The sequence below is a fragment of the Streptomyces sp. NPDC012769 genome (genome assembly GCF_042901205.1).
GTDB lineage: Bacteria > Actinomycetota > Actinomycetes > Streptomycetales > Streptomycetaceae > Streptomyces.
In genome coordinates this window covers 856,400-876,996 of the sequence record NZ_JBIBCP010000001.1, presented here as the reverse complement: position 1 = coordinate 876,996, position 20,597 = coordinate 856,400, and the positions used below count along the sequence as shown (strand labels likewise).

Sequence of the window (20,597 nt, the reverse complement as noted above, 5' to 3'; positions counted from 1 at the left end):
AGACTGCTGGCATGCGCCCCGCATCCGACCAGATCCACCTGTTCGAACCCTCGGGCTACGCCGGTGTCTTCCAGCACAGCTGCCGCCTCGCCGAGCTCCTCGGCCGGTCCGGCCGGCGGGTGGTGCTCCACACCGGGCACGAGCACGAGGAGGTGCGCGTCGAGGGCGTCGAACTGTGTCCGTGCTCGTGGTGGCCGCGTCACGGCGACGGCGGTGCCCGCCGCTCCGGCGCCATCGCCGCCAGGTTCGTCGGACGGACCCTGCCGCACCTGCACTCCGCGGTGCCACCCGGCGCGGTCCTGCACGTGGAGGGCATCGCGGCGGCCGGTGCGCTGACCCTGCTGGCGCTGCGCGTCGCCCGGCTCAGGGACCGCACGGTGGTCTACTCGCCGCACGACACGTTCTCGCGACGGGGCCGGGTGGACGGCGCGCTGCTGCGGCTCGCCCTGCGCGTCCCCCACGCGATCATCGTCTACTCCCAGGCGGACGTCGAGGTCCTTCACCGCCGGGGTCTCGAAGCACGCCGCTCCCCGCTCGTCCAGCTCGTGCCCCGCGCCTCCGCCGACGAGCGGCTCGCGTGGCGTGCCGCGTGGCGGGCCGGCCCCGACACGTACGTCGTCCTCTTCGCGGGATGCATCCGCCCCGAGAAGCGCCTCGACGTGCTCATCGAGAGCGCCCGGCACTGGCCCGCGAACCGGCGGCTGGCCGTCGTCGGCGAGGACCGCGGCGGATGGGTCCGCTGCGCGGAACTCGCCAGGACCTACGGCGTCGATGTCGCCGCCCGCGTGGAGTTCCTCGAACTCCCGGAGTTCACGGCGGCGATCGAGGCGGCCGACCTCGTCGTCCTGCCCTACGACAAGGCGAGCCAGAGCGGGGTGCTCGCGGTCGCCCGTCAGCTGGGCACCCCGACCGCCGCGGCGAACGTGGGAGGACTGCGGGAACTCGCCTCGCAGACCTTCCGGGCGGGCGATCCGCACGATCTCAACCGTGCCATCGACGCACAGCTGACCTCCGGCGTGGCACCCGACCCGTCCCTCGACGAGAACCAGGCGGTCACCGTGCACCTCCACGCATACGGGCGGCCCGCATGACCACGAACCTGCACCGGCACACCCCCGGGGACGCCACCTCGGCGAACGGCACCCGGCCCACGGCACCGCACGCGGGCGGGACCGCCGCCGGCGGCGTCGCGGCCGGCCATGTCCTGCGCTGGTGGCCCCTGATGCTGCTCACCACGCTCGCCGCCGTCGCCGCGAGCCTGGTGATGGTCTGGGGGCCGCGGACCCCCTCGTACAGCGCGACCACGAAAATGCCCGTCACCCCGCTCTCGCAGTCCGACGAGACCTTCCTCGGAACCAGCCTCGTCCGCGACGCGGGCGACGCCGACCGCACCTCCTCGACGGTCGCGCGACTGCTCGACTCGCACCAGGTCGCGGTCGAGACCGCCCGCTCCCTCGGCGGCGGCTGGACCCCCGAGTCCGTCCGCGGCGCCGTCGACGTCACGCCGGTCGGCGAGACGAACATGATCGAGATCACCGCCCGGGCGCCCGAGCCGGCCCAGGCGGTCCGGCTTGCGCAGACCTTCGCCGAGACCGCCCTGAAGGAGCGGTGGCAGACCATCTCCGCCGAACTGGACCGCCGCATCGCCTTCGCGACCCGGAACACCGATGTCGACCCGAACGCCGGCGAGGAGTCCCGCAGGCTGCAACTCCTCACCTTCGTCCGCGAGAACGGCGTGGACCCCACCCTGAGCATCGACTCGACCAGCCCGCCGGTGCGCGTCGAGGAGATGTCCGAGGTCGTGGTCATCGGGATGGCGGCCGTCGGCGGGCTGTTCGTCGGCGTCGTCGCGGCCTACGGGATAGAGCGCTTCAGGCGCCGCCCGCGGGACGACGAGGCAGCGGTCGGCGAAAGCGAGCTCCCGATGTCCTCGCCGACCCTGAGGAGTTGAGTCCCATGCCGCCCCCCGAGGAGTCGCGTCCGACATCGCCCCCCGAGCGGTCGAGCCCCGTGTCGCCTCCTGAGCAGGCGCGTCCGATGCCGCTCCCCGAGGAGTCGAGCCGCCTACCGCGCCCCGCTGCCGGATCCGCTCCGGGATCCGCTCCGCCCCGACGCGTCACCCGCCTCATGGGCCTGCCGATCCACGCCGTGACGCTGGACGAGGCGGTCGGCCGGGTGTTCCACGGTCTGGCGGACGGCCGGGGCGGGACGGTGCTGACACCGAACGTCGACATCCTGCGGCAGTACCGGCGCTCGCCCGAGCTCCAGCGCCTGTTCGAACACACCGAGCTCGTCGTCACCGACGGAATGCCGCTGGTCGTCGCCCTGCGCATCCAGAGGACCCCGGTACCCCGGCAGATCACGGGCACGGACATGCTCCACGCACTGGCCGCCGAAGCCGCCGTACGGGGCCGCTCGATCCTGCTCGCGGGCGGCCGCCCCGGCGAGGCACGGCGGGCCGCCGACCGCCTCACGCGGCTGCACCCGGGCCTGCGCGCCGAGAGCCACGCGTGCTACGTCCGGCCCGAGGCCATGGCCGAACAGCTGGCCGCCCTCGCGCGCACGGTGACCGCCTCGGCCCCCGACATCGTGTTCATCGGTCTGCCCTTCGCGGGCCAGACGGCGCTGATGACCGCACTGCGCCCCGTCCTGCCCGGCACCTGGTTCGTCGGCGTGGGCTCGAGCTTCGACTTCGTCAACGGCGACCGCACCCGGCCCCCGCTCATCGTGCGGCGGCTCTGCCTCGAATGGGCCTGGCGGCTGACGAGCCAGCCCTGGCTCTGGCGCCGCTACCTGGTCCAGGGGCTCCCCACCACCGCCCGTCTCGCCGTGGACGCCCTGCGCCACCGCCGGCGCCGCGGCGGGTCACCGGCGGCGCCACCCCGCGGCCCGGCGCTGCCGTGAACACCGGCGCCGAGGTGGCCCCCATGCGGCGCGAGCTGACCGGGCGCGGCCTGATCGCCTCCGCCTCCTGGATGACCGGAAGCCATCTGGTCGCCCAGGCCTTCGCCTACGGCTCGCTCATCTTCCTCGCACGACGCCTGCCCCCCGCCAGCTTCGGGACCGTCGCCGTGGGAACGGCCGTCGTCTACATCGCGACCCTGGTGGTGGACCGCGGCACCTACGGCGGCATCATGGTGCACCCGCACCTCACCCGCGCCTATCTCGTACGCGCCTTCTCGCGCTGCTTCCTCGTCGCGGCCGCGCTCGGCGGGGCGATGGCGGCGTCCGCCGCGCCCCTGGTGGACACCTTCGCCGGAGGCGGGGACGCCCCCGCCGTCGCGCTCCTCGCGGTCTGCCTGCCCCTGCACGCGATCGCCATCGTCCCCACGGCCCTGCTCCACAAGTCCATGCGGTTCCGGCGGCTCGCCGGGGCGACGGCGGTCGCCAACGTCGTGTCCGCCGCGGTGGCCGTGGCCGCGGTCCTGGCCGGCGCGGGCGTCTGGTCCCTGGTGGCCCGCCAGGTGGTGCTGTTCGGCCTGCTCGCGGTGATCACCAGCGCGCTCTGCCTGCCCGGCCTCCGCCGAGGACCGGCCGTGCCGCACGCCACCGGCACCGGGGAGCGCCTGCGCACCGGCGACCGGTGGTTCTTCCTCTTCGGCGTCACCACGATGCTGGCCGCGAACCTCGACTACCTGGTGGTCGGCCTCTCCAGCGACGCGAGTCTCGTCGGCCTCTACGCCCTGGCCTTCACCATCGCCATGGCGCCCTCCACGCAGTTCTCGGAACAGGTCGGGAAGGTGCTCTTCGCCGCCGCCGCCTCCAGCCCGGAGACCACCGGGGAGCGGACCGTGCAGTCCGTGCGCCTGATGTCGACGCTCCTGCTGCCGCTGCTCCCCGTCGGCATCCTGCTCGCACCGGTGCTGCTCCCCGCCGTCCTCGGCTCCGAATGGGCGGGCATGGTGCCCGCGTTCCAGGTGCTGTGGGTGGCCGGCATCGGCTACGCCATCGACAACTGCATCGGCGAGGCGCTCTCGGGGACGGGACACATCGACTTCCGCGCCAAGGTCATGGTCGCCCGCTGCGTCGCCACCGCGTCCGCCCTGTGGATCCTCGTGTCGGTCGACGGGATCCGCGGGGCCGCGCTGGCGCACCTCGCCGTGTTCCTGCCGTACGCGGCGGTGTACGCCACCGTCGGCGCACGGCTCGCCGGGACCACACCCGGCAGGCTCTGGCACGCACTGCGCCCCGTCGTGGCCGCGGTGGCCTGCCAACTGGCCCTGACCCTCGCCCTGCTCGTCTCGCTGCGGGCCTCGGGCACGTCCGGTGACGTCGCCGTCTGCGCCGCGAGCGCCGCCGGACTCGCGGCATCGGGATTCCTGCTGCTGCGGCCCTTCGTCAGGAGGCGGTCACGGTGACCCGGGCAGCGCTCACGCGGAACGCGGCGGCGACCCCGACGCCCGCCTCCCGACCGGACCCACGTGCCCTGCGCGTCGCGTGCGTCGCCGTCCTTTCGGCGCTCGTCTTCGGGGTCCTGCTGCCCGTGTCCCCGCTGACGGCCGTCGCCGCCCTCGTGGTGGTCCCGCTGGCGTTCGGGGCGCCGGTGGCCGCCCTGTCCCTGCTGCTCGCCGTCACCGTGCTGGTGCCCTTCGAGGTGCAGGACCGGTTCTCCGCCCTCGGCGGATCCGGCCGCCCCGGCCTGCTGCTCGTCGACGTCCTGCTCCTGCTCGGACTGTGCCGGGTCGCCTGGCTGCTCCTGACGCGCCGGCTGGCGCTCGACGGGCCGCTCCTCGCCGCCGCGGCCGTCGCCCTGGTGCTCGCCGGGGCCATGGCCTGGGGGATCACCCACGGAGCCGCCGTGAGCGAGGCCGGCCACGAGACCCGCCGCGTGCTGCTCGGCCTTGGCGCGTTCGTGCTCGCGTGGCCGGTCGTCCACGATCCGCCGGCCCGGCGGTGGCTCGAGGCCGCGCTGGTGGCCCTCGGCCTGGCCCTCGGGATGTGGGGGCTGATCCAGTGGGGGTTCTCCATCGACTACACCAGCGCGGCCGACGTCGGCATCCGCCGCGGCGTGGACCTCACCTCGTCCGGCCGCGGCTCCTTGCAGGGCGGCCTGTACGCGTATCCGCTCGCGGTCACCCTGACCTGGGCCGTCCTGGTGTCCGGCCGGGTGCGATCGGTCCCGGTCCGCCGGCTGCTCGCCGTGATCCTGTGCCTGAACGCGGTCTGCCTCTGGCTGACCTACGAGCGGACCTTCTGGGTGGCCACGGCGGTGGCCTGCACCGTCGTGGTGGTGATGTCGGGGGTCCACGCCCGCCGGATCGCGCTCCGGTGGGCCCCGATCGGGGCGGTGGCGCTGCTCGTGGGCCTCGCCGCGCTCGCGCCCGGCGAGGTCCGTACGGCCGTGGAACGCCTGCTCTCGGTCAATCGACTGGAGATCGACAAGTCCTACGAGTACCGGGTGATCGAGTCGCGGCTCGTCCTGGACGAGATCAGCGGCCGACCCCTGACCGGATCGGGCTTCGGCGCCACCATCACCTGGGGCAAGGACGACACCTTCGCGACCATGACGACCCCGTTCGCCCACAACGGCTACCTCTGGCTGGCGTGGAAGATCGGCGTACCGGCGGCCGCGTTCCTCGTGCTCGTGATCGTGGCGGCGGTCGTGCGGCGGGGCCCGCCGGAGGAGGAGTGGCGGATGCACACCCTCCGGATCGGCAGCCGGGCGGCCCTCCTCGCCCTGCTCCTCACCAACATCACCTTCCCGGCGTTCGACGCCCTCGGCGTCACCGCGGTGATGGGCCTGCTGATCGCCGTGTGCTGGAGCGGTGGGCCCGCCGGCGTCCGGGCACGACCACCCTCGCCACCGCGCGACGCCCGCCCCGAGCCAGCCCCGCCGCCGGTACGGCCCCGGCCGGGGCCCCGGTGAGGAGGCGACGCGCCCGTGCCGACCACCCCCTCCTCCCACGGCGACCGCCCCACCACCCGGGGCGCGTCGAGGCGCCGCGCACGCCTCCTGGCAGGCGCCGCCCTGAGCGTCGTGCTCGTCGCCACGGCGACGTCCGCGGGCTCCGGCGACCCCGCTCCCGGCCCGGCGCAGCAGCGGCAGTACGGATTCGCCCTGCCCACGTACACCCGCGACGGCTACGGCGACACCCGGGTGGTCGAGGACCGGCTCCGCCAGATCGCCGACGTCGGCGCGGAATGGATCCAGATCACTCCCACCTGGTTCCAGAGCGGCCCCGACGCCCACGAGATCACCCGGGCGCCCGCCGGCGCCGTGTGGCAGACACCCGACGACGCCGGGGTGAGGAAGGTGATCGACCTCGCCCACGGGCACGGCCTGAAGGTCCTGCTCAAACCGCACATCGATCTGCCCGACGCCGAGAGCCGTGGCCTCATCCGACCCCGCGACCGCGCACGGTGGTTCGCCTCCTACACCGCCTTCATCACCCACTACGCGGAGCTGGCCGCCCGGACCGGGACGGAGCAGTTCGCCGTGGGGACCGAACTCCAGGGCGTCTCGGGGGAGCGCGACGCCTGGCTGGCCGTCATCCGCGCCGTACGGGACCGCTATCCGGGGCCGTTGGTCTACGCCGCCAACTACGAGGAGTACCCCCACGTCGCCTTCTGGGACGCCGTCGACCTGATCGGCGTCGACGCCTACTGGCCCCTCGGCACGCGGCCCACCCACGACGTGCGGGCGCTGGAACGCGCGTGGAAACCCGTCCGGGACGACCTGGCCGCGTTCGCCGCCGAACGGGGGCGCCGGATCCTGTTCACCGAAGCCGGATACGTCAGCCAGCGAGGAGCCACCACCGCCCCGTACTCCTGGACGATCAGCACGACACCGGACCAGGCGGAACAGGCCGCCGGCTACGAGGCGCTGCTCCGGAGCTTCGGCGACGAGTCCTGGTGGGCCGGCGTCTTCTGGTGGGTCTGGGACGTGACGCCCCACGGCAGCCAGGACGACCCGCTCGACTACACGCCGCGCGGCAAGGCCGCCGAGGAGGTGGTGCGCCGATGGTGGAGCTGAGGGGCGCCCCGGGCATGGCCGAGGCGCTACGGCGCGCCATGGGACCGCGGGGCCGCCGAGCGGTGCGGCACGCCGTCGACGCGGTCGCCGGCCGACGGCTCGGATCGGTCCGGCGGGTGGCCACGACCCTCCCGTACGTCGCGGTGACGTTCGACGACGGACCCGACCGCACCCGGACGCCGCCGCTGCTCGACGTCCTCGCCGACCGGGCCTGCCACGCCACGTTCTTCATGCTGCTGTACAACGCCCGCCGGCACCCCGACCTCGTGCGCCGCGTGGTCGCCGAGGGGCACGAGGTCGCCCTCCACGGAGCCGACCACCGGAGCCTGGTCCATCTGTCACGCCGGGAGGTACGGGCGCGCCTCGAATCGGCGGCGGCGGAACTCGCGTCGATCGCCGGCGCCCCCGTGACCCTGTTCCGGCCCCCGTTCGGAGCGCAGACACTGCGGAGCTACCTCGGCGTGCGGGGCGCCGGCCTGGAATGTGTCGTCTGGGACATCGACAGCCTCGACTGGTGCGGCGAGGACGAGCGGGAGGTCGCCGACCGCGTCCTGGCCCGGGCCGCCGCGGGGACCATCGTCCTCGCGCACGACGGGCGCGCGGGCATCGACGAGTCCGGTGAGTCCGGCGGGTCCCGGGCCGTCCGGCCGCACCGGACGGCGGAACTCCTCCTCGCCGGACTGGAGCGGCGCGGACTGCACAGCACCACCGTGTCGCACCTGCTCACCACCGGAGAGCCGCACCGCACGGTCTGGTTCTCCCACTACACACCCCCCGGAAGGCGGACGTGATGACGGACGGACAGGGACCAGGACACGACACCGAGCTGGACGTCGTCATCGCGACCCGCGACCGCCCGGCCCACAAACTCGCGGCCTGCCTGGACGCGCTCCGGCGGCAGACCTTCCCGCGCTTCGGGGTGATCCTGGTCGACGACGGCGGCCGTGACCCGGTGGCCCCCCGCGTCGGCCCCACCCACCCCGACCGCCCGATCCGGGTCATCCGCAACGCGGCATCACGAGGCCCCGGCGCGAGCCGCAACCAGGGCGTGGCCCTGTCGGACGCCCCGTACGTCCTGTTCATCGACGACGACTGCGTCTCCCCGCCCGAGCTGGTCGCCCGCCACCACGCCGCGCTGGACCGCGCCGCCGGAGCCGTGGTGTCCCTCGGCCCGATCCTCGCCCCGCCCCGGCGGCGCTTGCCGCCCTGGACCCACTGGGACGCCGACCGCCTGGGACGGGAGTACGACCGCCTGGCCCGCGGCGACAGCACGCCCACCTGGACCCACTGCTACACCGGCAACCTCGCGGTCCGGCGCGCGGACTTCCGGGCCGTCGGCGGCTTCGACGAGCGGCTGGCCCGACAGGAGGACATCGAACTCGGCTTCCGGCTCTCCCGGCTGGGCTGCCGTTTCGCCTTCGACCCCGCCGCACTCGTCTGGCACGACAGCGACCGCACCCTGCGGTCGTGGACCCGCATCGCAGGACTCAGCGCCCGCTTCGACGTGCTCATCGACCAGCTCGTGCCCGACGCGCACCGCCTGACGTCGGTGCGGGAGGGCCTGCGCCGGCGGCACTGGCTGCTGCGCCTCGCCCGTCGGCTCTGCCACCCGCCCGTGGCCCGCCGGTGCGCCGTGGCCGGCGCGATCGGCGCCGGATGCCTGCTCCACGCCCTGCACGCCGACCGGCCCGCGCTCGCGGCCTTCAGCCTGGTCTGGGACCTCGAATACACCCGCGCCCTGGCGGAGGCGACGTCCGCCGCCCCGGCGCCCTCGCACCGCGACGACGCGAGCACGCCCTCTGCCGCGTAGCCGACACCGAACAACGCCCCGCGCCGCCCGGGGTCGAGCGCGGCCTCTTCCACCGTTCGCGCCGCCCGAGGGGTCGCGCGCGGCCTCTTCCACCGCTCGCCGCCGCTCACCGGCGGTCGAGCGGCCCCCAGGCACCCGTCTGCCGTGCGATCTCCCGCTCCGCCTGGGCGATGACCTCCTCGGCCACCCAGCCCAGCGGCCGTACGTCACGCACGAGCGGCTCGTTGTCCGGTCCCCGGCCCGCCTCCCTCCCGCGCAGCAGCCAGGGCCGGACCCGGCCGTCCCTGACCCGGGGGAGGTGCGAGTAGTCGTACAGGCGACGGGCCGCCCAGGTCCGCAACGACCGATCGCCCCACCACTCCTCGACGTCCAGGGCATTCGCCGACAGACCTGGCAGCTCCACCCCGGTCAGGCCGTCACGGCTCCTCGTCCCCGCGAGGTCCACATCCGGCCCCAGCGACCAGCGCACGTACAGGCCGCGCCGCGCGGCCATCAGCTCGGTCAGTTCCTCCAACGATCCGATGGTCGCCATCGTGGTGGTGTCCCGCGGGTGCATGCACGGCGGCTACCCCGTCGCCCGGTCTCTACCCCAGGTCGGCGGCACGCACGAGGCCGGGTCGGACGCGGGGGAGGCGTGAGCGACCGGCACGGGGGTAGCGGCGGGGACGCACCCCTGCCCGCCGGACACGAGGAGTCGCACCATGGAGACCACGCGGGTCCCCGGCCGCCGGCCCGGGACCGTCCGCCGGCCCGGGACCGCCCTCCGTACCGTGAGCCGTCTGGTGGAACGGGTCGCGGCGCGCCGCTCGGCCCCGGCCCTGCATCCCCGGGGCGTCGGCTGCGCCGCCACACTGCGGATGCGTCCCGCCGGACGACCGTGGGACGTGCCCTGGCTCGACCGGCCCGCCGCGTACGAGGTCCGGATGCGGTGGTCGCGCGCCCTGGGGCTCCCGGGAAGGCTGCCCGACGGGCTCGGCATCGCCCTGCGCGTCGATGACGCCGACGGGGCGGGCCGTCGGCTCGACCTCCTCTTCACCACCAGCGGGAACGGAGCCCGGACCCGCCACGTACCCCTGCCGCGCCTCGACGCGCTCGCCGGGCCGTACTCCGCCCTCCTCTCGTACCGCGTCGGCGGACGGACGGCGCTTCTGGCCCTGCGGCCCGAGGGGACGGGCTCCTCGCGCCCCTCCCTGCCCGGTGACCTCGACAGCCTGCGCCGGGCCCTCACGGCGGGCCCGCTCGCCTTCACGCTCTGCGCGGCCGAGCCCGGCCGGCCGTGGCGAGCGCTCGGCACGCTCCTCACCGGGCCGCCGGACGCCACGGAGGTCCAGGAATCCGGCGCGTACGACGCCTACGACCCGTACCTGCACCAGCTGCCGGATCTGCGCCCGACCGCTCGCCTGAGCCGTCTGCGGGAGGTCGCCTACGCCGCCTCCCGGGCGGGACGACGGGCGCCCGACACACGGCTCGGCTGACCGGACCTGACCGGGGGGCCGGGCCCGCCGCGGCACGGTCGGCGTCAACCGCTATCTTCCCGATATTGACGTTCCGTCATCGAGGTTCCGTTCACTATGTCAGGAAGACCATGCTGAACCTGTCGGTCCTGCTCGAGGACTCCGCCCGCAAGTACCCGGACCGTGACGCGCTCGTCCTCGGCCCGACCCGGCTGACGTACGCCCAGGTCGACGCCGCCGCGAACCAGGTCGCGAACCTGCTCGTCGAGCGCGGTGTCGCACCCGGCGACAAGGTGGCCCTCAGCTGCCCCAACCTGCCGTACTTCCCGATCGTCTACTACGGCATCCTCAAGGCCGGCGCGGTCGTCGTGCCGCTCAACGTCCTGCTCAAGAGCCGCGAGATCGCCTACCACCTCGAAGACGCCGACGTGACGGCGTACTTCTGCTTCGAAGGCACCCCGGAACTGCCCATGGGCGCCCAGGGCTTCGCCGCCTTCAACGAGGTCGCGGCGGCCCGGCACTTCTTCCTGATCACCGCCGACCCGGCCGCGCCGAGCCCCGTCGAGGGCGCCGAGACCCTGGGCGCCGCGCTGGCCGGCCAAAGCCCCGTCTTCGATCCGGTCGTCACCGAGGCCACCGACACCGCGATCATCCTCTACACCTCGGGCACCACCGGCCGGGCCAAGGGCGCCGAGCTCTCCCACGCCAACACGATGATGAACGTCATGGCCTGCAACCGGGTCTTCGGCAGCGCGCCGGCGACCGACAGCCATGTGCTCTGCCTGCCGCTGTTCCACACCTTCGGCGCGACCGTGCAGATGCACGCCGGCTTCTCGATGGCCGCCACGCTCCACCTGGTGCCGCGCTTCGACGCCGAACAGGTCGTACGGCTGATGAACACCGAGGAGATCACCTTCTTCGCCGGTGTCCCCACGATGTGGTGGGGGCTGCTGTCGGCGCTCACCGAGGACATCGACGTGGACCGGATCGCCCGGAACCTGCGCATCGGCGTCTCGGGCGGGGCCAGCCTGCCGGTCGAGATCATCAGCCAGGTCCGGGACCGGCTGGGCGTGCAGATCCTGGAGGGTTACGGCCTCTCCGAGACCAGCCCGGTGGTCACCTTCAGCGACCCGGACCGCGAGCCCAGGGCCGGATCCATCGGCGTACCCCTGTGGGGCGTGCGGGTCAAGCTCGTCCACGACGACTGGTCCGAGGTGACGGGCACCGGCGAGATCGGCGAGATCGCCGTCAAGGGCCACAACGTGATGAAGGGCTACTACGGGCGTCCCGAGGCCACCGCCGAGGTGATCAGGGACGGCTGGTTCCGCACCGGCGACCTGGCCCGCAAGGACGAGGACGGCTTCTACTACATCGTCGACCGCTCCAAGGACATGATCATCCGCGGCGGCTTCAACGTGTACCCCCGGGAGATCGAGGACGTCCTGATGACGCACCCCGCGGTCAGCCTGGCCGCCGTCGTCGGCGTGCCACACCCGAGCCACGGCGAGGAGGTCAAGGCGTTCGTCATCCCGAAGGCCGACGCGAAGATCACCCCCGACGAGCTGGTCGCCTGGGGCCGGGAGCAGATGGCCGGCCACAAGTACCCGCGCATCGTCGAGCTCGTCGACTCCCTCCCGATGACCGCCACCGGCAAGATCCTCAAGCGCGAACTGGGCCGCTGACCGGCCCTCCGCGAAGCCGCCGTGTGTTAGTGTCTTGCGTTTGCGTGGTCGTCGCGGTGGGCGATTCCGCCCGTGCGGTTCCGCCGGTGTGCGGACTGTTCGAGCCTGCCGGGCCTTCCTCGGTACGTTCCCCTGCGGAAGGCTGTTCATGAAGCACCCCGACGACTCCACGACCGGGTCCACGACCGACTCCGGGGCCACGACCCCGGCGGCGGCCGCGACCGGTGCCTTCGCCGGCCTGCCGGTGGAGGTGCTGCGGACCCTGAGCGGACTCGGGGTGCGCGAACCCTTCCCGATCCAGGCCGCCACACTGCCCGACGCCCTGCGGGGGCGGGACGTCCTCGGCTGCGGGCGCACCGGATCGGGCAAGACGCTCGCCTTCGGCCTGCCGCTGCTGACGCGCACGGCCGGACGGCGCGCCGAACCGAAGCAGCCGCTCGCCCTGATCCTCGTGCCCACCCGGGAGCTGGCCCAACAGGTCACCGAGGCGCTGACGCCGTACGCCGAGGCACTGCGACTGCGGATGGCCGCCGTCGTCGGCGGTCTGTCGATCGGCCGGCAGATCGCCGCGCTGCGCGAGGGAGCCGAGGTCGTGGTCGCCACCCCCGGACGCCTGCACGACCTGATCGAGCGCAACGCCTGCCGACTGGGACGGGTGCGGATCACCGTCCTCGACGAGGCCGACCAGATGTGCGACCTGGGATTCCTGCCGCAGGTCGTGGACGTGCTCGACCGGGTGCACCCCGACGGGCAGCGGATGCTGTTCTCGGCCACTCTCGACCGCGACGTCGACCAGCTGGTGCACCGCTACCTCCACGACCCCGTCGTCCACTCGATCGACCCGTCCGCGGCCACGGTCGCGACGATGGAGCACCACGTCCTGGTCGTCCACGGCCCCGACCGCTACGCCGTCACCACGGAGATCGCCGCCCGCGACGGCCGCGTCCTGCTGTTCCTCGACACCAAGCACGGCGTCGACCAGCTCACCCGGCATCTGCGGGCGAGCGGGGTGCGGGCCGGGGCCCTGCACAGCGGCAAGTCCCAGCCGCAGCGCAGCCGGACCCTGGCGCAGTTCAAGAACGGCGAGATCACCGTCCTGGTGGCGACGAACGTGGCGGCCCGCGGTCTGCACGTCGACGACCTCGATCTCGTGGTCAACGTCGACCCGCCCACCGACCCCAAGGACTATGTGCACCGGGCCGGCCGCACCGCCCGCGCCGGTGAGTCCGGCAGAGTGGTCACGCTCGTGCTGTCGGGCCAGCGCCGTGAGACGAGCCGCGTGCTGGCCGACGCCGGCATCGAGCCGACCGTCACCAAAGTGCGCTCGGGCGAGGCGGAGCTGAGCCGGATCACCGGCGCCAAGGCTCCCTCCGGCACGCCGCTCGACGGCGGGCCCGCCGTCCCCCGGCCCAAGAACGGCAACGCTCCCTTCCGCGGTCTCGGCACCAGCAAGGACCCCTCCCGCGGCGGCGGCAGGCCCTCGCGGAAGGCCGGCGAGGCCCGCAAGCTGGCCGAGGCCCGCAAGGCCGCCCTCGTGCGCCGCAACGGCTGAGGGTCGCTGGGCCGTTGCGGCCCCGGCCCGGCCCGGCCGAAAAGCATGACAAGCTGTGCCTGCCCGCCCACCCCCGAACCCAGGAGGTCACCATGACCGCAGAGCCCGTAACGTCGGAAGGTTCGGAGCCGGCTGACCCCGAGACGCCCTCTGTGGCGCCGGACGACGACGGCAACTACGACCTGAAGCGCAAGTTCCGCGAGGCCCTGGCGCGCAAGCACGGCGCGCAGGCGGACGCGGCCGACGCCGCCGCCAACCCGAACGCGTCGAAGGTGCGTGCGGCCCACGGCCCGGCCGCGAGCCAGCGGTCGTTCCGCCGCAAGAGCGGCGGCTGATCCGACCGGCCCCGGGTCCAGGAGGCGGCGCGAGTCCCGGCCCACCGGACGCCACCTGACCCGGGCACCCTGACCGCCTCCTCCGCGGACGCGCCCACGCCGCGCAGATGCCGCAACGGCGGATCCTCGATCAGTGCCGTGGTGCGGACCGTGTCGCCGGGCACCGTGGGGCTCGTCGCGGAGAACGTGCCCGTGGTCTCGTCGGTGTCGACGAGGCCGGCGCAGCCGGAAGCCGGGCGGCCCGGAGGCGGGGGCCTCGAAGCGCAGGCGGTCCGCAGGGTCGGTGACCGCGGTGGCGACCAGGTCCGTCCCACCACCCCCCGCGCCCGGTGACGTCACGCTCGCCGCGTCCCCCGACGCGACCGGACAGGGCCACGCGCACAGCGGAGCCCGTCCCTCCTCGATCGTATGCGTGGACGGCTCGCGGTCTGTCAACCACATATGACGGGCCTGTGAACTCCCTTCCTACGTCCCTTCGTTGGTTGACGAGACACGCGATGTACTGCTCAAGTAATCGCATGGACGCCCAGCAGTGCTTGGTCTCGCGCGACCACATCGACTTCGGTCGGGTGTGGTCCGCCTCCTGTCGCGCCTGACTCGGCAGCGGGCCGTACGACCGGCCCTTCCCTCCCTCGGTGACCCCGTCGCGGGCCGAGTTCTTCCCTCACGCGCGCTGCCGCAGCTCCGCTGATCCCGACGCCCCACGTCGTCACGCCCGCTCCTCACCATCGTCTCCGTCTTTCTGACGGCACATCACTCATGCCTGGCGTCAGGCCGCTTCGCCCTGCTCGCGTCCGGCAACGCTTCCGAAAGGCCCCTCTGTCATGCCCGTGGAGTTCCTCGGCATCGCCGCCACCAACGATGGATCCGAAACGACCCCGCGCTCCGGCGCGGCCTTCGACAAGGAGTACACGGTCCGGCTCGCCCGGGCGCACGAGGACCACGGCTGGGACCGGGTGCTGTTCGCCTACGGCTCCGGTTCCCCGGACCCCGCTCCGGCCGCCGCGTACGTCGCGAGCCGGACCGAGCGGCTGCAGATCCTGCTCGCCCACCGGCCCAACGTCTCCTACCCGACCTACGCCGCCAAGACCTTCGCCACCCTCGACCGGATCAGCGAAGGCCGGCTCACCGTTCACTTCATCACCGGCGGCAACGACCACGAGCAGGGGCGTGAGGGCGACACCCTCACCAAGGACGAGCGGTACGCCCGCACCCGCGAGTACATCCAGCTCGTCAAGAAGATCTGGACCACTCACGAGCCTTTCGACCACGAGGGCGAGCACTACCGCTTCCACGACTTCGTCAGCGACGTCTTCCCCGTCCAGCAGCCCCGCCCCGGCGTCTCGTTCGGCGGATCCTCACCCGCCGCGTACGCCGCCGGAGGCGCGGAGGCCGACATCTACTGCCTGTGGGGGGAGCCGTTGGCGAAGACCGCCGAGCAGATCGAGGCCGTGAAGGCCGCGGCCCGGGCGGCCGGCCGGACGGACGTGCCCCGTATCCAGGTGGCCTTCCGCCCGATCATCGCCCCGACCGAGGAACTGGCGTGGGAGAAGGCCCGTCGCACGGTCGGAGCCATCCGGGAGCGGCGCGGCACGGGGCTCGTCCGGCACCACCGCGGCGGCGCCCCGGAGGCCGCGTCCCCTCAGAACGTCGGATCGCAGCGGTTGATCGCCATCGCCGAGGCGGGCGAGCGCTACGACCGCGCCCTGTGGACCCCGACCGCCGCCGCGACCGGCGGAGCCGGCAACTCCAACGCCCTGGTCGGCACCCCCGAGACGGTCGCCCAGGCGCTCCTGGACTACTACGACCTCGGCGTCGACATCCTCTCCGCCCGCGGCTACGACCTGCTGGACGACGCGATCGACTTCGGGCGGTACGTGATCCCCCTCGTCCGCGAGGAGGTCGCCAAGCGCGACGCCGAGCGGGCGGCACGCGGCCCCCGGACCCTCGCGGCGGTGGGCGAGTGAGCTCCGCGGGACCGCTCCCCGAGCTGACGGTCGTCCACGTCCCGGTATCCGACCCCCGCGTGGAGCCCCTGCTGCGGGAACTCGGCGACGAGTACTCCACCCGCTACGGCAAGGACGCCCACGCCGAACTCGCCCGTTACCCCGACGAGGAGTTCACCGCTCCGTACGGGGGCGTCCTGCTCCTCCTCCTGGAGCGCGGCCAGGCCGTCGCGGGCGGCGCCTTCCGCCGGTACGACGCGACGACGGCCGAGCTGAAGAGGATCTGGACGCACTCCGCCCACCGCCGCCGCGGCCACGCCCGCCAGGTCGTGGCCGAGCTGGAGCGGGAGGCGACCCGACGCGGCTACCGGCGGATCTACCTCACCACCGGCCCACGCCAGCCGGAGGCCCGCAACCTGTACCTGGCCACCGGCTACACACCGCTGTTCGCCACCGATGCCGACCCGGAGTCCATCGGACCGCTCCCGTTCGAGAAGCACCTCCCCACCCCGGTCGACCAGCTGATCAAGGACGGCACCTCCGCCCGGACCCCGAGGAAGCGGGAAACCACCGCCTCCGCGATCGACGCGTCGACGATCAACCCGCCCGAGCACAGGTGACCCATGAGCAGCGACACCATCGCCCCACCGGCCGCGAGAGCCGCCGAAGACCCGGCCACCACCCTCACGGTCGTGCCCGCCCGCCACTACGCCCGCTGGGTCGCGGCCGCCGCCGTGATCGTGCTGCTCGCGCAGTTCGCGCACGGCCTGGCCACCAATCCCGTCTGGGAATGGCACGTCTTCCGCGACTACGTCCTGTCCGAGACCATCGTCCAGGCCGTCTGGGTGACCCTCCAGCTCACCGCCTACGCCACCGTCCTGGGATTCCTCCTGGGCACCGTCCTGGCCTTCATGCGGCTGTCGCACAGCCCGGTGCTCAGGACCGTCGCCTGGGGATACGTCTGGATCTTCCGTTCCATCCCGATGATCGTCCAGCTGGTGTTCTGGTTCAACCTCAGCGCCCTGTACGAGGAGTTGGGCATCGGCATCCCCTTCGGGCCGGTGTTCTGGTCCGTCGACAGCAACGCCCTCATCGGCACCATCGGTGCCGCGATCATCGGCCTGACGCTGCATCAGGCGGCCTACGCGGCCGAGATCGTCCGCGGCGGCGTCCTCGCGGTCGACCACGGCCAGCTCGAAGCGGCCGCGGCACTCGGGATCCCCCGGCTGCGGCAGATCCGCCGCATCGTGCTGCCGCAGGCCATGCGCGCCATCCTGCCCACCGCCGGCAACGAGATCATCGGCCTGCTCAAAGGCACCTCGGTGGTCTACGTCATGTCCATCGGCGAGCTGTTCTACCAGGTGCAGGTCGTCTACGGCCGCAACGGCCGGGTGATCCCGCTGCTGCTGGTCGCCACCGCCTGGTACGTCGTCCTGACCACCCTGCTCTCGGTCGCCCAGTACTACGTGGAGCGCCGCTACGCCCGGGGCGCCGACCGGACCCCGCCGCCCACACCGCTCCAGCGCGCCCGGCGTGTCATCCACAGCCTGTCCCTGGGAGGGAGCCGATGAGCACCGACGTGATGGTGGACGTCCGCGCCGTCCACAAGAGCTTTGGACCGCTGGAGGTGCTGCGCGGCGTCGACCTCCAGGTGCGCGCCGGCGAGGTCACCGTGATCCTCGGCCCGTCCGGCTCCGGCAAGTCCACCCTGCTGCGCACCATCAACCACCTGGAGAAGGTCGACCGGGGCTGGATCAGCGTCGACGGCGAACTCGTCGGCTACCGCCGCCACGGCGACAGGCTGTTCGAGCTGAAGGAGAAGGACGTCCTCAAACAGCGCACCCACATCGGGTTCGTCTTCCAGAACTTCAACCTCTTCCCGCACCTGACCGTGCTGGACAACCTGATCGAGGCCCCCGTCTCCGCACTGCGCCGCCCCCGCAAGGAAGCCGAGGAGACCGCCCGCCGGCTCCTCGCGCGGGTCGGCCTGGCCGACAAGGCCGACGCCTACCCGCGGCAGCTCTCCGGCGGCCAGCAGCAGCGCGTGGCCATCGCCCGGGCGCTCGCCCTGGAACCGAAAGTGCTGCTCTTCGACGAACCGACCTCGGCACTCGACCCGGAACTCGTCGGAGAGGTCCTCGACGTCATCAAGGACCTGGCCCGCACCGGCACCACCATGATCGTCGTCACCCACGAGATCGGCTTCGCCCGCGAGGTCGCCGACACGGTCGTCTTCATGGACGGCGGAATCGTCGTGGAACAGGGCGCGCCCGCGGCCGTCCTGGACGACCCGCGGCACGCACGTACCCGCGCCTTCCTCTCCAAGGTCCTCTGACCAGCCCGCACGGCCGCCCACCTACACGCAACGCAAGGAGAACCACCGTGTCCACCACCCTCGCCCGCCGCGCCGTCGCCGCCGTGCTCGGACTCGCCTCCGCCTTCGCCCTCGCCGCCTGCGCCAACCCCTCCGACGGCGGTACGACCGAGGTCGCGGCCGCGAAGGGCGGCACCACGAAGATCAACCTCAGCCCGGACCAGAACCGCGTGACCACCGCCAAGGTCGACTCCATCGCCGCGCGGGTGCCGGCGGAGATCCGCAAGCGCGGCACCCTGGAGATCGTCAACTCGTCCGGCTCCGCCGCACCACTCACCTTCCGCGCCACCGACAACAAGACCGTGATCGGTGCCGAGACCGACATCGCCCACCTCGTCGCCGACGTCCTCGGCCTCGAGCCGCACATCAACACCGTCTCCTGGGAGAACATCTTCGTCGGCCTCGACAGCGGCAGGTACGACGTCGGCTTCAGCAACATCACCGTCACCGAGGAACGCAAGGAGAAGTACGACTTCGCCACCTACCGCGAGGACAACCTGGGCTTCGAGGCGAAGAAGGGCAGCGGTCTGAAGATCGCCGGACCGGCGGACGTGGCGGGCAGGACCGTCGCCGTGAGCAGCGGCACCAACCAGGAGAAGCTCCTCGTCGAGTGGAGCGAGGAGAACGAGAAGGCCGGCCGCGAGCCGGTGGACATCAAGTACTACCAGAACGACAGCGACACCTACCTCGCCCTCCAGTCCGGCCGCATCGACCTCTACCTCGGGCCCCACCCGACCGCCGCCTACCACGCCGCCACCACCGGCAGGACGGAGGTCGTCGGCACCTACTCGGGGGCCGGCGCCACCCTCCAGGGCCTCATCGCCGCCACCACGAAGAAGGGCAACGGCCTGGCCGAGCCGCTCGCCGACGCCCTCAACCAGGTCATCGAGAACGGCACGTACGCCAAGGTCCTCGAGCGGTGGGGCCTCTCCACCGAGGCCGTGACCTCGTCCCGGATCAACCCGCCCGGCCTGCCCAGGACCAACAAGTAGGCATCGCCGGACCGACCGACTGCGCCGATCCGCCCAGGAGACCGCTCCCCGTCCGAAACTCCCAAGGACCTCACTGTCGGGGACGACGGCACCCTGACCGTCGCGCCGGGCCCGGCCGAGGGGCTCGCCCAGGTCACGGACCGGTTCTCCGCCGCCCTCGGCGGCCGTACGGCCCTGCTGGCCGCCGTCGGCTGAGCACGTCGGCCTCGCCCCGTCCCAGCCCGTCCCGAGTGAAAGCGTCGCGCCCGTGAGCCTCACCTTCCACTGGTTCCTGCCCACCAACGGCGACAGCCGGCACGTCGTCGGCGGTGGCCACGGCACCCCGGCCACGGCGTCCGGCGGCGACCGGCCGCCGACCGTCGGCTACCTCACCCAGATCGCCCGCGCGGCCGAGGACCTGGGCTTCACCGGCGTTCTCACACCGACCGGCGCCTGGTGCGAGGACGCCTGGCTGACGACCGCGATGGTCAGCCGGCACACCGAGCGGCTGAAGTTCCTCGTCGCCTTCCGCCCCGGCTTCGTCTCCCCGACCCTGGCCGCGCAGATGGCCGCCACCTTCCAGCGGCAGACCGGCGGACGGCTGCTCATCAACGTCGTCACCGGCGGCGAGAGCCGTGAACAGCGCGCCTACGGCGACTTCCTGGACAAGGACGCCCGGTACGCCCGCACGGACGAGTTCCTGCACATCCTGCGGGGCTTGTGGGACGGCCGTACCGTGAGCCTGACGGGCGAGCACCTTCGCGTCGAGGACGCTCGGCTGGCCCGCGTACCCGATCCGCGCCCGGCCGTCTACTTCGGCGGCTCCTCACCCGCCGCCGGCCGGGTCGCCGCCCGCCATGCCGACCTCTACCTCACCTGGGGAGAACCACCCGCCGCCGTCGCCGAGAAGATCGCCTGGATCCGTGCCCTGGGCGAGAAGGAGGGCCGGAGCATCCGCTTCGGCATCCGCTTGCACGTCATCACCCGCGACACCTCCGAGCAGGCGTGGGCCGAGGCCCGCCGGCTGCTCGACGGCTTCGACGACGAGACCGTTCGCGCCGTTCAGAGCGGCCTTGAGCGCAGCGAGTCCGAAGGGCAGCGGCGCATGCTCGCCCTGCACGGCGGCGGCCGGGACGGCCTCGAGATCCACCCCAACCTGTGGGCCGGGATCGGCCTGGTACGTGGCGGCGCGGGCACGGCCCTGGTGGGCAGTCACGCCGAGGTGGCCGAGCGGATCACCGAGTACCACCGGCTCGGCATCGACGAGTTCGTGCTCTCCGGCTACCCGCACCTGGAGGAGGCGTACTGGTTCGGCGAGGGCGTGCTGCCCCTGCTGCGAGCCCAGGGCTCGTGGCGGCCGCCGACCCGCCCCGACGCGGCGGCCGTCCGGGTGCCCTTCGCGCAGGCGGGCCGCTGACCTGGGCTCCCGCGCGGAGCACGGCTCACCCCCGCCGATCGGCCCGCGTTCTTCCTCACCCTCCTCAGACCCCGATCGAAAGG

The 20,597-nt window shown here is 73.2% G+C and carries 19 protein-coding genes and 1 pseudogene; 19 read left to right on the top strand and 1 reads right to left on the bottom strand.

All coding sequences use genetic code 11. The features are described 5' to 3' along the window. Positions 1–11: 11 nt before the first annotated feature. The 8 genes from ACFY7C_RS04055 to ACFY7C_RS04020 all read left to right on the top strand — a co-directional run bounded on the left by ACFY7C_RS04055 (position 12) and on the right by ACFY7C_RS04020 (position 8,783). Positions 12–1,091, top strand: coding sequence for a glycosyltransferase (locus ACFY7C_RS04055; RefSeq protein WP_389643350.1), 1,080 nt, complete (start codon positions 12–14; stop codon positions 1,089–1,091). Further along, positions 1,088–1,951 (top strand): hypothetical protein, encoded by an 864-nt coding sequence (locus ACFY7C_RS04050; protein ID WP_389643347.1) that lies wholly within the window; start codon positions 1,088–1,090, stop codon positions 1,949–1,951. The genes ACFY7C_RS04055 and ACFY7C_RS04050 overlap by 4 nt, the downstream gene beginning before the upstream one ends. Positions 1,952–2,127: 176 nt before the next feature. Then, positions 2,128–2,904, top strand: a complete 777-nt coding sequence (locus ACFY7C_RS04045; protein ID WP_389643345.1) for a WecB/TagA/CpsF family glycosyltransferase — start codon at positions 2,128–2,130, stop codon at positions 2,902–2,904. A gap of 23 nt (positions 2,905–2,927) precedes the next feature. Beyond that, positions 2,928–4,358: an oligosaccharide flippase family protein gene (locus ACFY7C_RS04040; RefSeq protein WP_389643342.1), complete on the top strand. Its 1,431-nt coding sequence runs from the start codon at positions 2,928–2,930 to the stop codon at positions 4,356–4,358. Further along, complete coding sequence (locus ACFY7C_RS04035) at positions 4,355–5,866, top strand: O-antigen ligase family protein (protein ID WP_389643339.1); 1,512 nt, start codon at positions 4,355–4,357, stop codon at positions 5,864–5,866. Before ACFY7C_RS04040 ends, ACFY7C_RS04035 begins: the two co-directional genes overlap by 4 nt. A 15-nt stretch (positions 5,867–5,881) precedes the next feature. Further along, the gene (locus ACFY7C_RS04030) at positions 5,882–6,973 is read left to right on the top strand and encodes a glycoside hydrolase family 113 (RefSeq protein ID WP_389643336.1); all 1,092 of its coding nucleotides are present in this window, start codon (positions 5,882–5,884) and stop codon (positions 6,971–6,973) included. Beyond that, positions 6,961–7,764, top strand: a complete 804-nt coding sequence (locus tag ACFY7C_RS04025; RefSeq protein WP_389643333.1) for a polysaccharide deacetylase family protein — start codon at positions 6,961–6,963, stop codon at positions 7,762–7,764. The genes ACFY7C_RS04030 and ACFY7C_RS04025 overlap by 13 nt, the downstream gene beginning before the upstream one ends. After that, on the top strand, positions 7,764–8,783 hold the full coding sequence (locus ACFY7C_RS04020; protein ID WP_389643331.1) for a glycosyltransferase family 2 protein: 1,020 nt from the start codon (positions 7,764–7,766) through the stop codon (positions 8,781–8,783). The genes ACFY7C_RS04025 and ACFY7C_RS04020 overlap by 1 nt, the downstream gene beginning before the upstream one ends. Positions 8,784–8,889: 106 nt before the next feature. Here ACFY7C_RS04020 and ACFY7C_RS04015 read toward each other — a convergent pair whose 3' ends face one another. Continuing rightward, entirely contained in the window at positions 8,890–9,339 is a 450-nt protein-coding gene (locus ACFY7C_RS04015; RefSeq protein ID WP_389643328.1) for a DUF6098 family protein, read from the bottom strand. A gap of 145 nt (positions 9,340–9,484) precedes the next feature. Here ACFY7C_RS04015 and ACFY7C_RS04010 point away from each other — a divergent pair, with 145 nt between their 5' ends. The 11 genes and pseudogenes from ACFY7C_RS04010 (at position 9,485) to ACFY7C_RS03960 (ending at position 20,514) form a co-directional block, all read left to right on the top strand. Continuing rightward, entirely contained in the window at positions 9,485–10,258 is a 774-nt protein-coding gene (locus ACFY7C_RS04010) for a phosphodiesterase (protein WP_389643326.1), read from the top strand. Positions 10,259–10,368: 110 nt separating this feature from the next. Further along, complete coding sequence (locus tag ACFY7C_RS04005) at positions 10,369–11,919, top strand: long-chain fatty acid--CoA ligase (protein ID WP_389643323.1); 1,551 nt, start codon at positions 10,369–10,371, stop codon at positions 11,917–11,919. A 148-nt stretch (positions 11,920–12,067) separates the two neighbouring features. Continuing rightward, a complete protein-coding gene (locus ACFY7C_RS04000) occupies positions 12,068–13,471 on the top strand; it encodes a DEAD/DEAH box helicase (RefSeq protein ID WP_389643320.1) in 1,404 nt (467 codons plus the stop codon). 92 nt (positions 13,472–13,563) lie between these two features. Continuing rightward, the gene (locus ACFY7C_RS03995; protein ID WP_389643317.1) at positions 13,564–13,806 is read left to right on the top strand and encodes a DUF5302 domain-containing protein; all 243 of its coding nucleotides are present in this window, start codon (positions 13,564–13,566) and stop codon (positions 13,804–13,806) included. An 824-nt stretch (positions 13,807–14,630) separates the two neighbouring features. Next, the gene (locus tag ACFY7C_RS03990) at positions 14,631–15,773 is read left to right on the top strand and encodes an LLM class flavin-dependent oxidoreductase (RefSeq protein WP_389643314.1); all 1,143 of its coding nucleotides are present in this window, start codon (positions 14,631–14,633) and stop codon (positions 15,771–15,773) included. Continuing rightward, a complete protein-coding gene (locus tag ACFY7C_RS03985; protein ID WP_389643311.1) occupies positions 15,770–16,372 on the top strand; it encodes a GNAT family N-acetyltransferase in 603 nt (200 codons plus the stop codon). Before ACFY7C_RS03990 ends, ACFY7C_RS03985 begins: the two co-directional genes overlap by 4 nt. A 3-nt stretch (positions 16,373–16,375) precedes the next feature. Next, complete coding sequence (locus tag ACFY7C_RS03980; RefSeq protein ID WP_389643308.1) at positions 16,376–17,323, top strand: amino acid ABC transporter permease; 948 nt, start codon at positions 16,376–16,378, stop codon at positions 17,321–17,323. Then, positions 17,320–18,087, top strand: a complete 768-nt coding sequence (locus ACFY7C_RS03975; protein WP_389643305.1) for an amino acid ABC transporter ATP-binding protein — start codon at positions 17,320–17,322, stop codon at positions 18,085–18,087. Before ACFY7C_RS03980 ends, ACFY7C_RS03975 begins: the two co-directional genes overlap by 4 nt. Before the next feature lie 47 nt (positions 18,088–18,134). Further along, positions 18,135–19,118, top strand: coding sequence for an ABC transporter substrate-binding protein (locus ACFY7C_RS03970; RefSeq protein WP_389643302.1), 984 nt, complete (start codon positions 18,135–18,137; stop codon positions 19,116–19,118). A gap of 63 nt (positions 19,119–19,181) precedes the next feature. Continuing rightward, positions 19,182–19,313 (top strand): annotated as a pseudogene (locus ACFY7C_RS03965) (FMN reductase (NADPH)); the annotation flags it as partial. A 52-nt stretch (positions 19,314–19,365) separates the two neighbouring features. Beyond that, the gene (locus ACFY7C_RS03960; RefSeq protein WP_389643299.1) at positions 19,366–20,514 is read left to right on the top strand and encodes an LLM class flavin-dependent oxidoreductase; all 1,149 of its coding nucleotides are present in this window, start codon (positions 19,366–19,368) and stop codon (positions 20,512–20,514) included. Positions 20,515–20,597: the final 83 nt, after the last annotated feature.

What these genes read in the sequence shown, in the direction of transcription:
- ACFY7C_RS04010 (WP_389643326.1), top strand. Translation starts at nt 9,485, where the DNA reads ATGGAGACCACGCGGGTCCCCGGCCGCCGGCCCGGGACCGTCCGCCGG.
- ACFY7C_RS04045 (WP_389643345.1), top strand. Translation starts at nt 2,128, where the DNA reads ATGGGCCTGCCGATCCACGCCGTGACGCTGGACGAGGCGGTCGGCCGG.
- ACFY7C_RS04040 (WP_389643342.1), top strand. Translation starts at nt 2,928, where the DNA reads ATGCGGCGCGAGCTGACCGGGCGCGGCCTGATCGCCTCCGCCTCCTGG.
- ACFY7C_RS04005 (WP_389643323.1), top strand. Translation starts at nt 10,369, where the DNA reads ATGCTGAACCTGTCGGTCCTGCTCGAGGACTCCGCCCGCAAGTACCCG.
- ACFY7C_RS03990 (WP_389643314.1), top strand. Translation starts at nt 14,631, where the DNA reads ATGCCCGTGGAGTTCCTCGGCATCGCCGCCACCAACGATGGATCCGAA.
- ACFY7C_RS03975 (WP_389643305.1), top strand. Translation starts at nt 17,320, where the DNA reads ATGAGCACCGACGTGATGGTGGACGTCCGCGCCGTCCACAAGAGCTTT.
- ACFY7C_RS04050 (WP_389643347.1), top strand. Translation starts at nt 1,088, where the DNA reads ATGACCACGAACCTGCACCGGCACACCCCCGGGGACGCCACCTCGGCG.
- ACFY7C_RS04015 (WP_389643328.1), bottom strand. Translation starts at nt 9,339, where the DNA reads ATGCACCCGCGGGACACCACCACGATGGCGACCATCGGATCGTTGGAG.
- ACFY7C_RS04000 (WP_389643320.1), top strand. Translation starts at nt 12,068, where the DNA reads ATGAAGCACCCCGACGACTCCACGACCGGGTCCACGACCGACTCCGGG.
- ACFY7C_RS03995 (WP_389643317.1), top strand. Translation starts at nt 13,564, where the DNA reads ATGACCGCAGAGCCCGTAACGTCGGAAGGTTCGGAGCCGGCTGACCCC.
- ACFY7C_RS04020 (WP_389643331.1), top strand. Translation starts at nt 7,764, where the DNA reads ATGACGGACGGACAGGGACCAGGACACGACACCGAGCTGGACGTCGTC.
- ACFY7C_RS04055 (WP_389643350.1), top strand. Translation starts at nt 12, where the DNA reads ATGCGCCCCGCATCCGACCAGATCCACCTGTTCGAACCCTCGGGCTAC.
- ACFY7C_RS03980 (WP_389643308.1), top strand. Translation starts at nt 16,376, where the DNA reads ATGAGCAGCGACACCATCGCCCCACCGGCCGCGAGAGCCGCCGAAGAC.
- ACFY7C_RS04025 (WP_389643333.1), top strand. Translation starts at nt 6,961, where the DNA reads ATGGTGGAGCTGAGGGGCGCCCCGGGCATGGCCGAGGCGCTACGGCGC.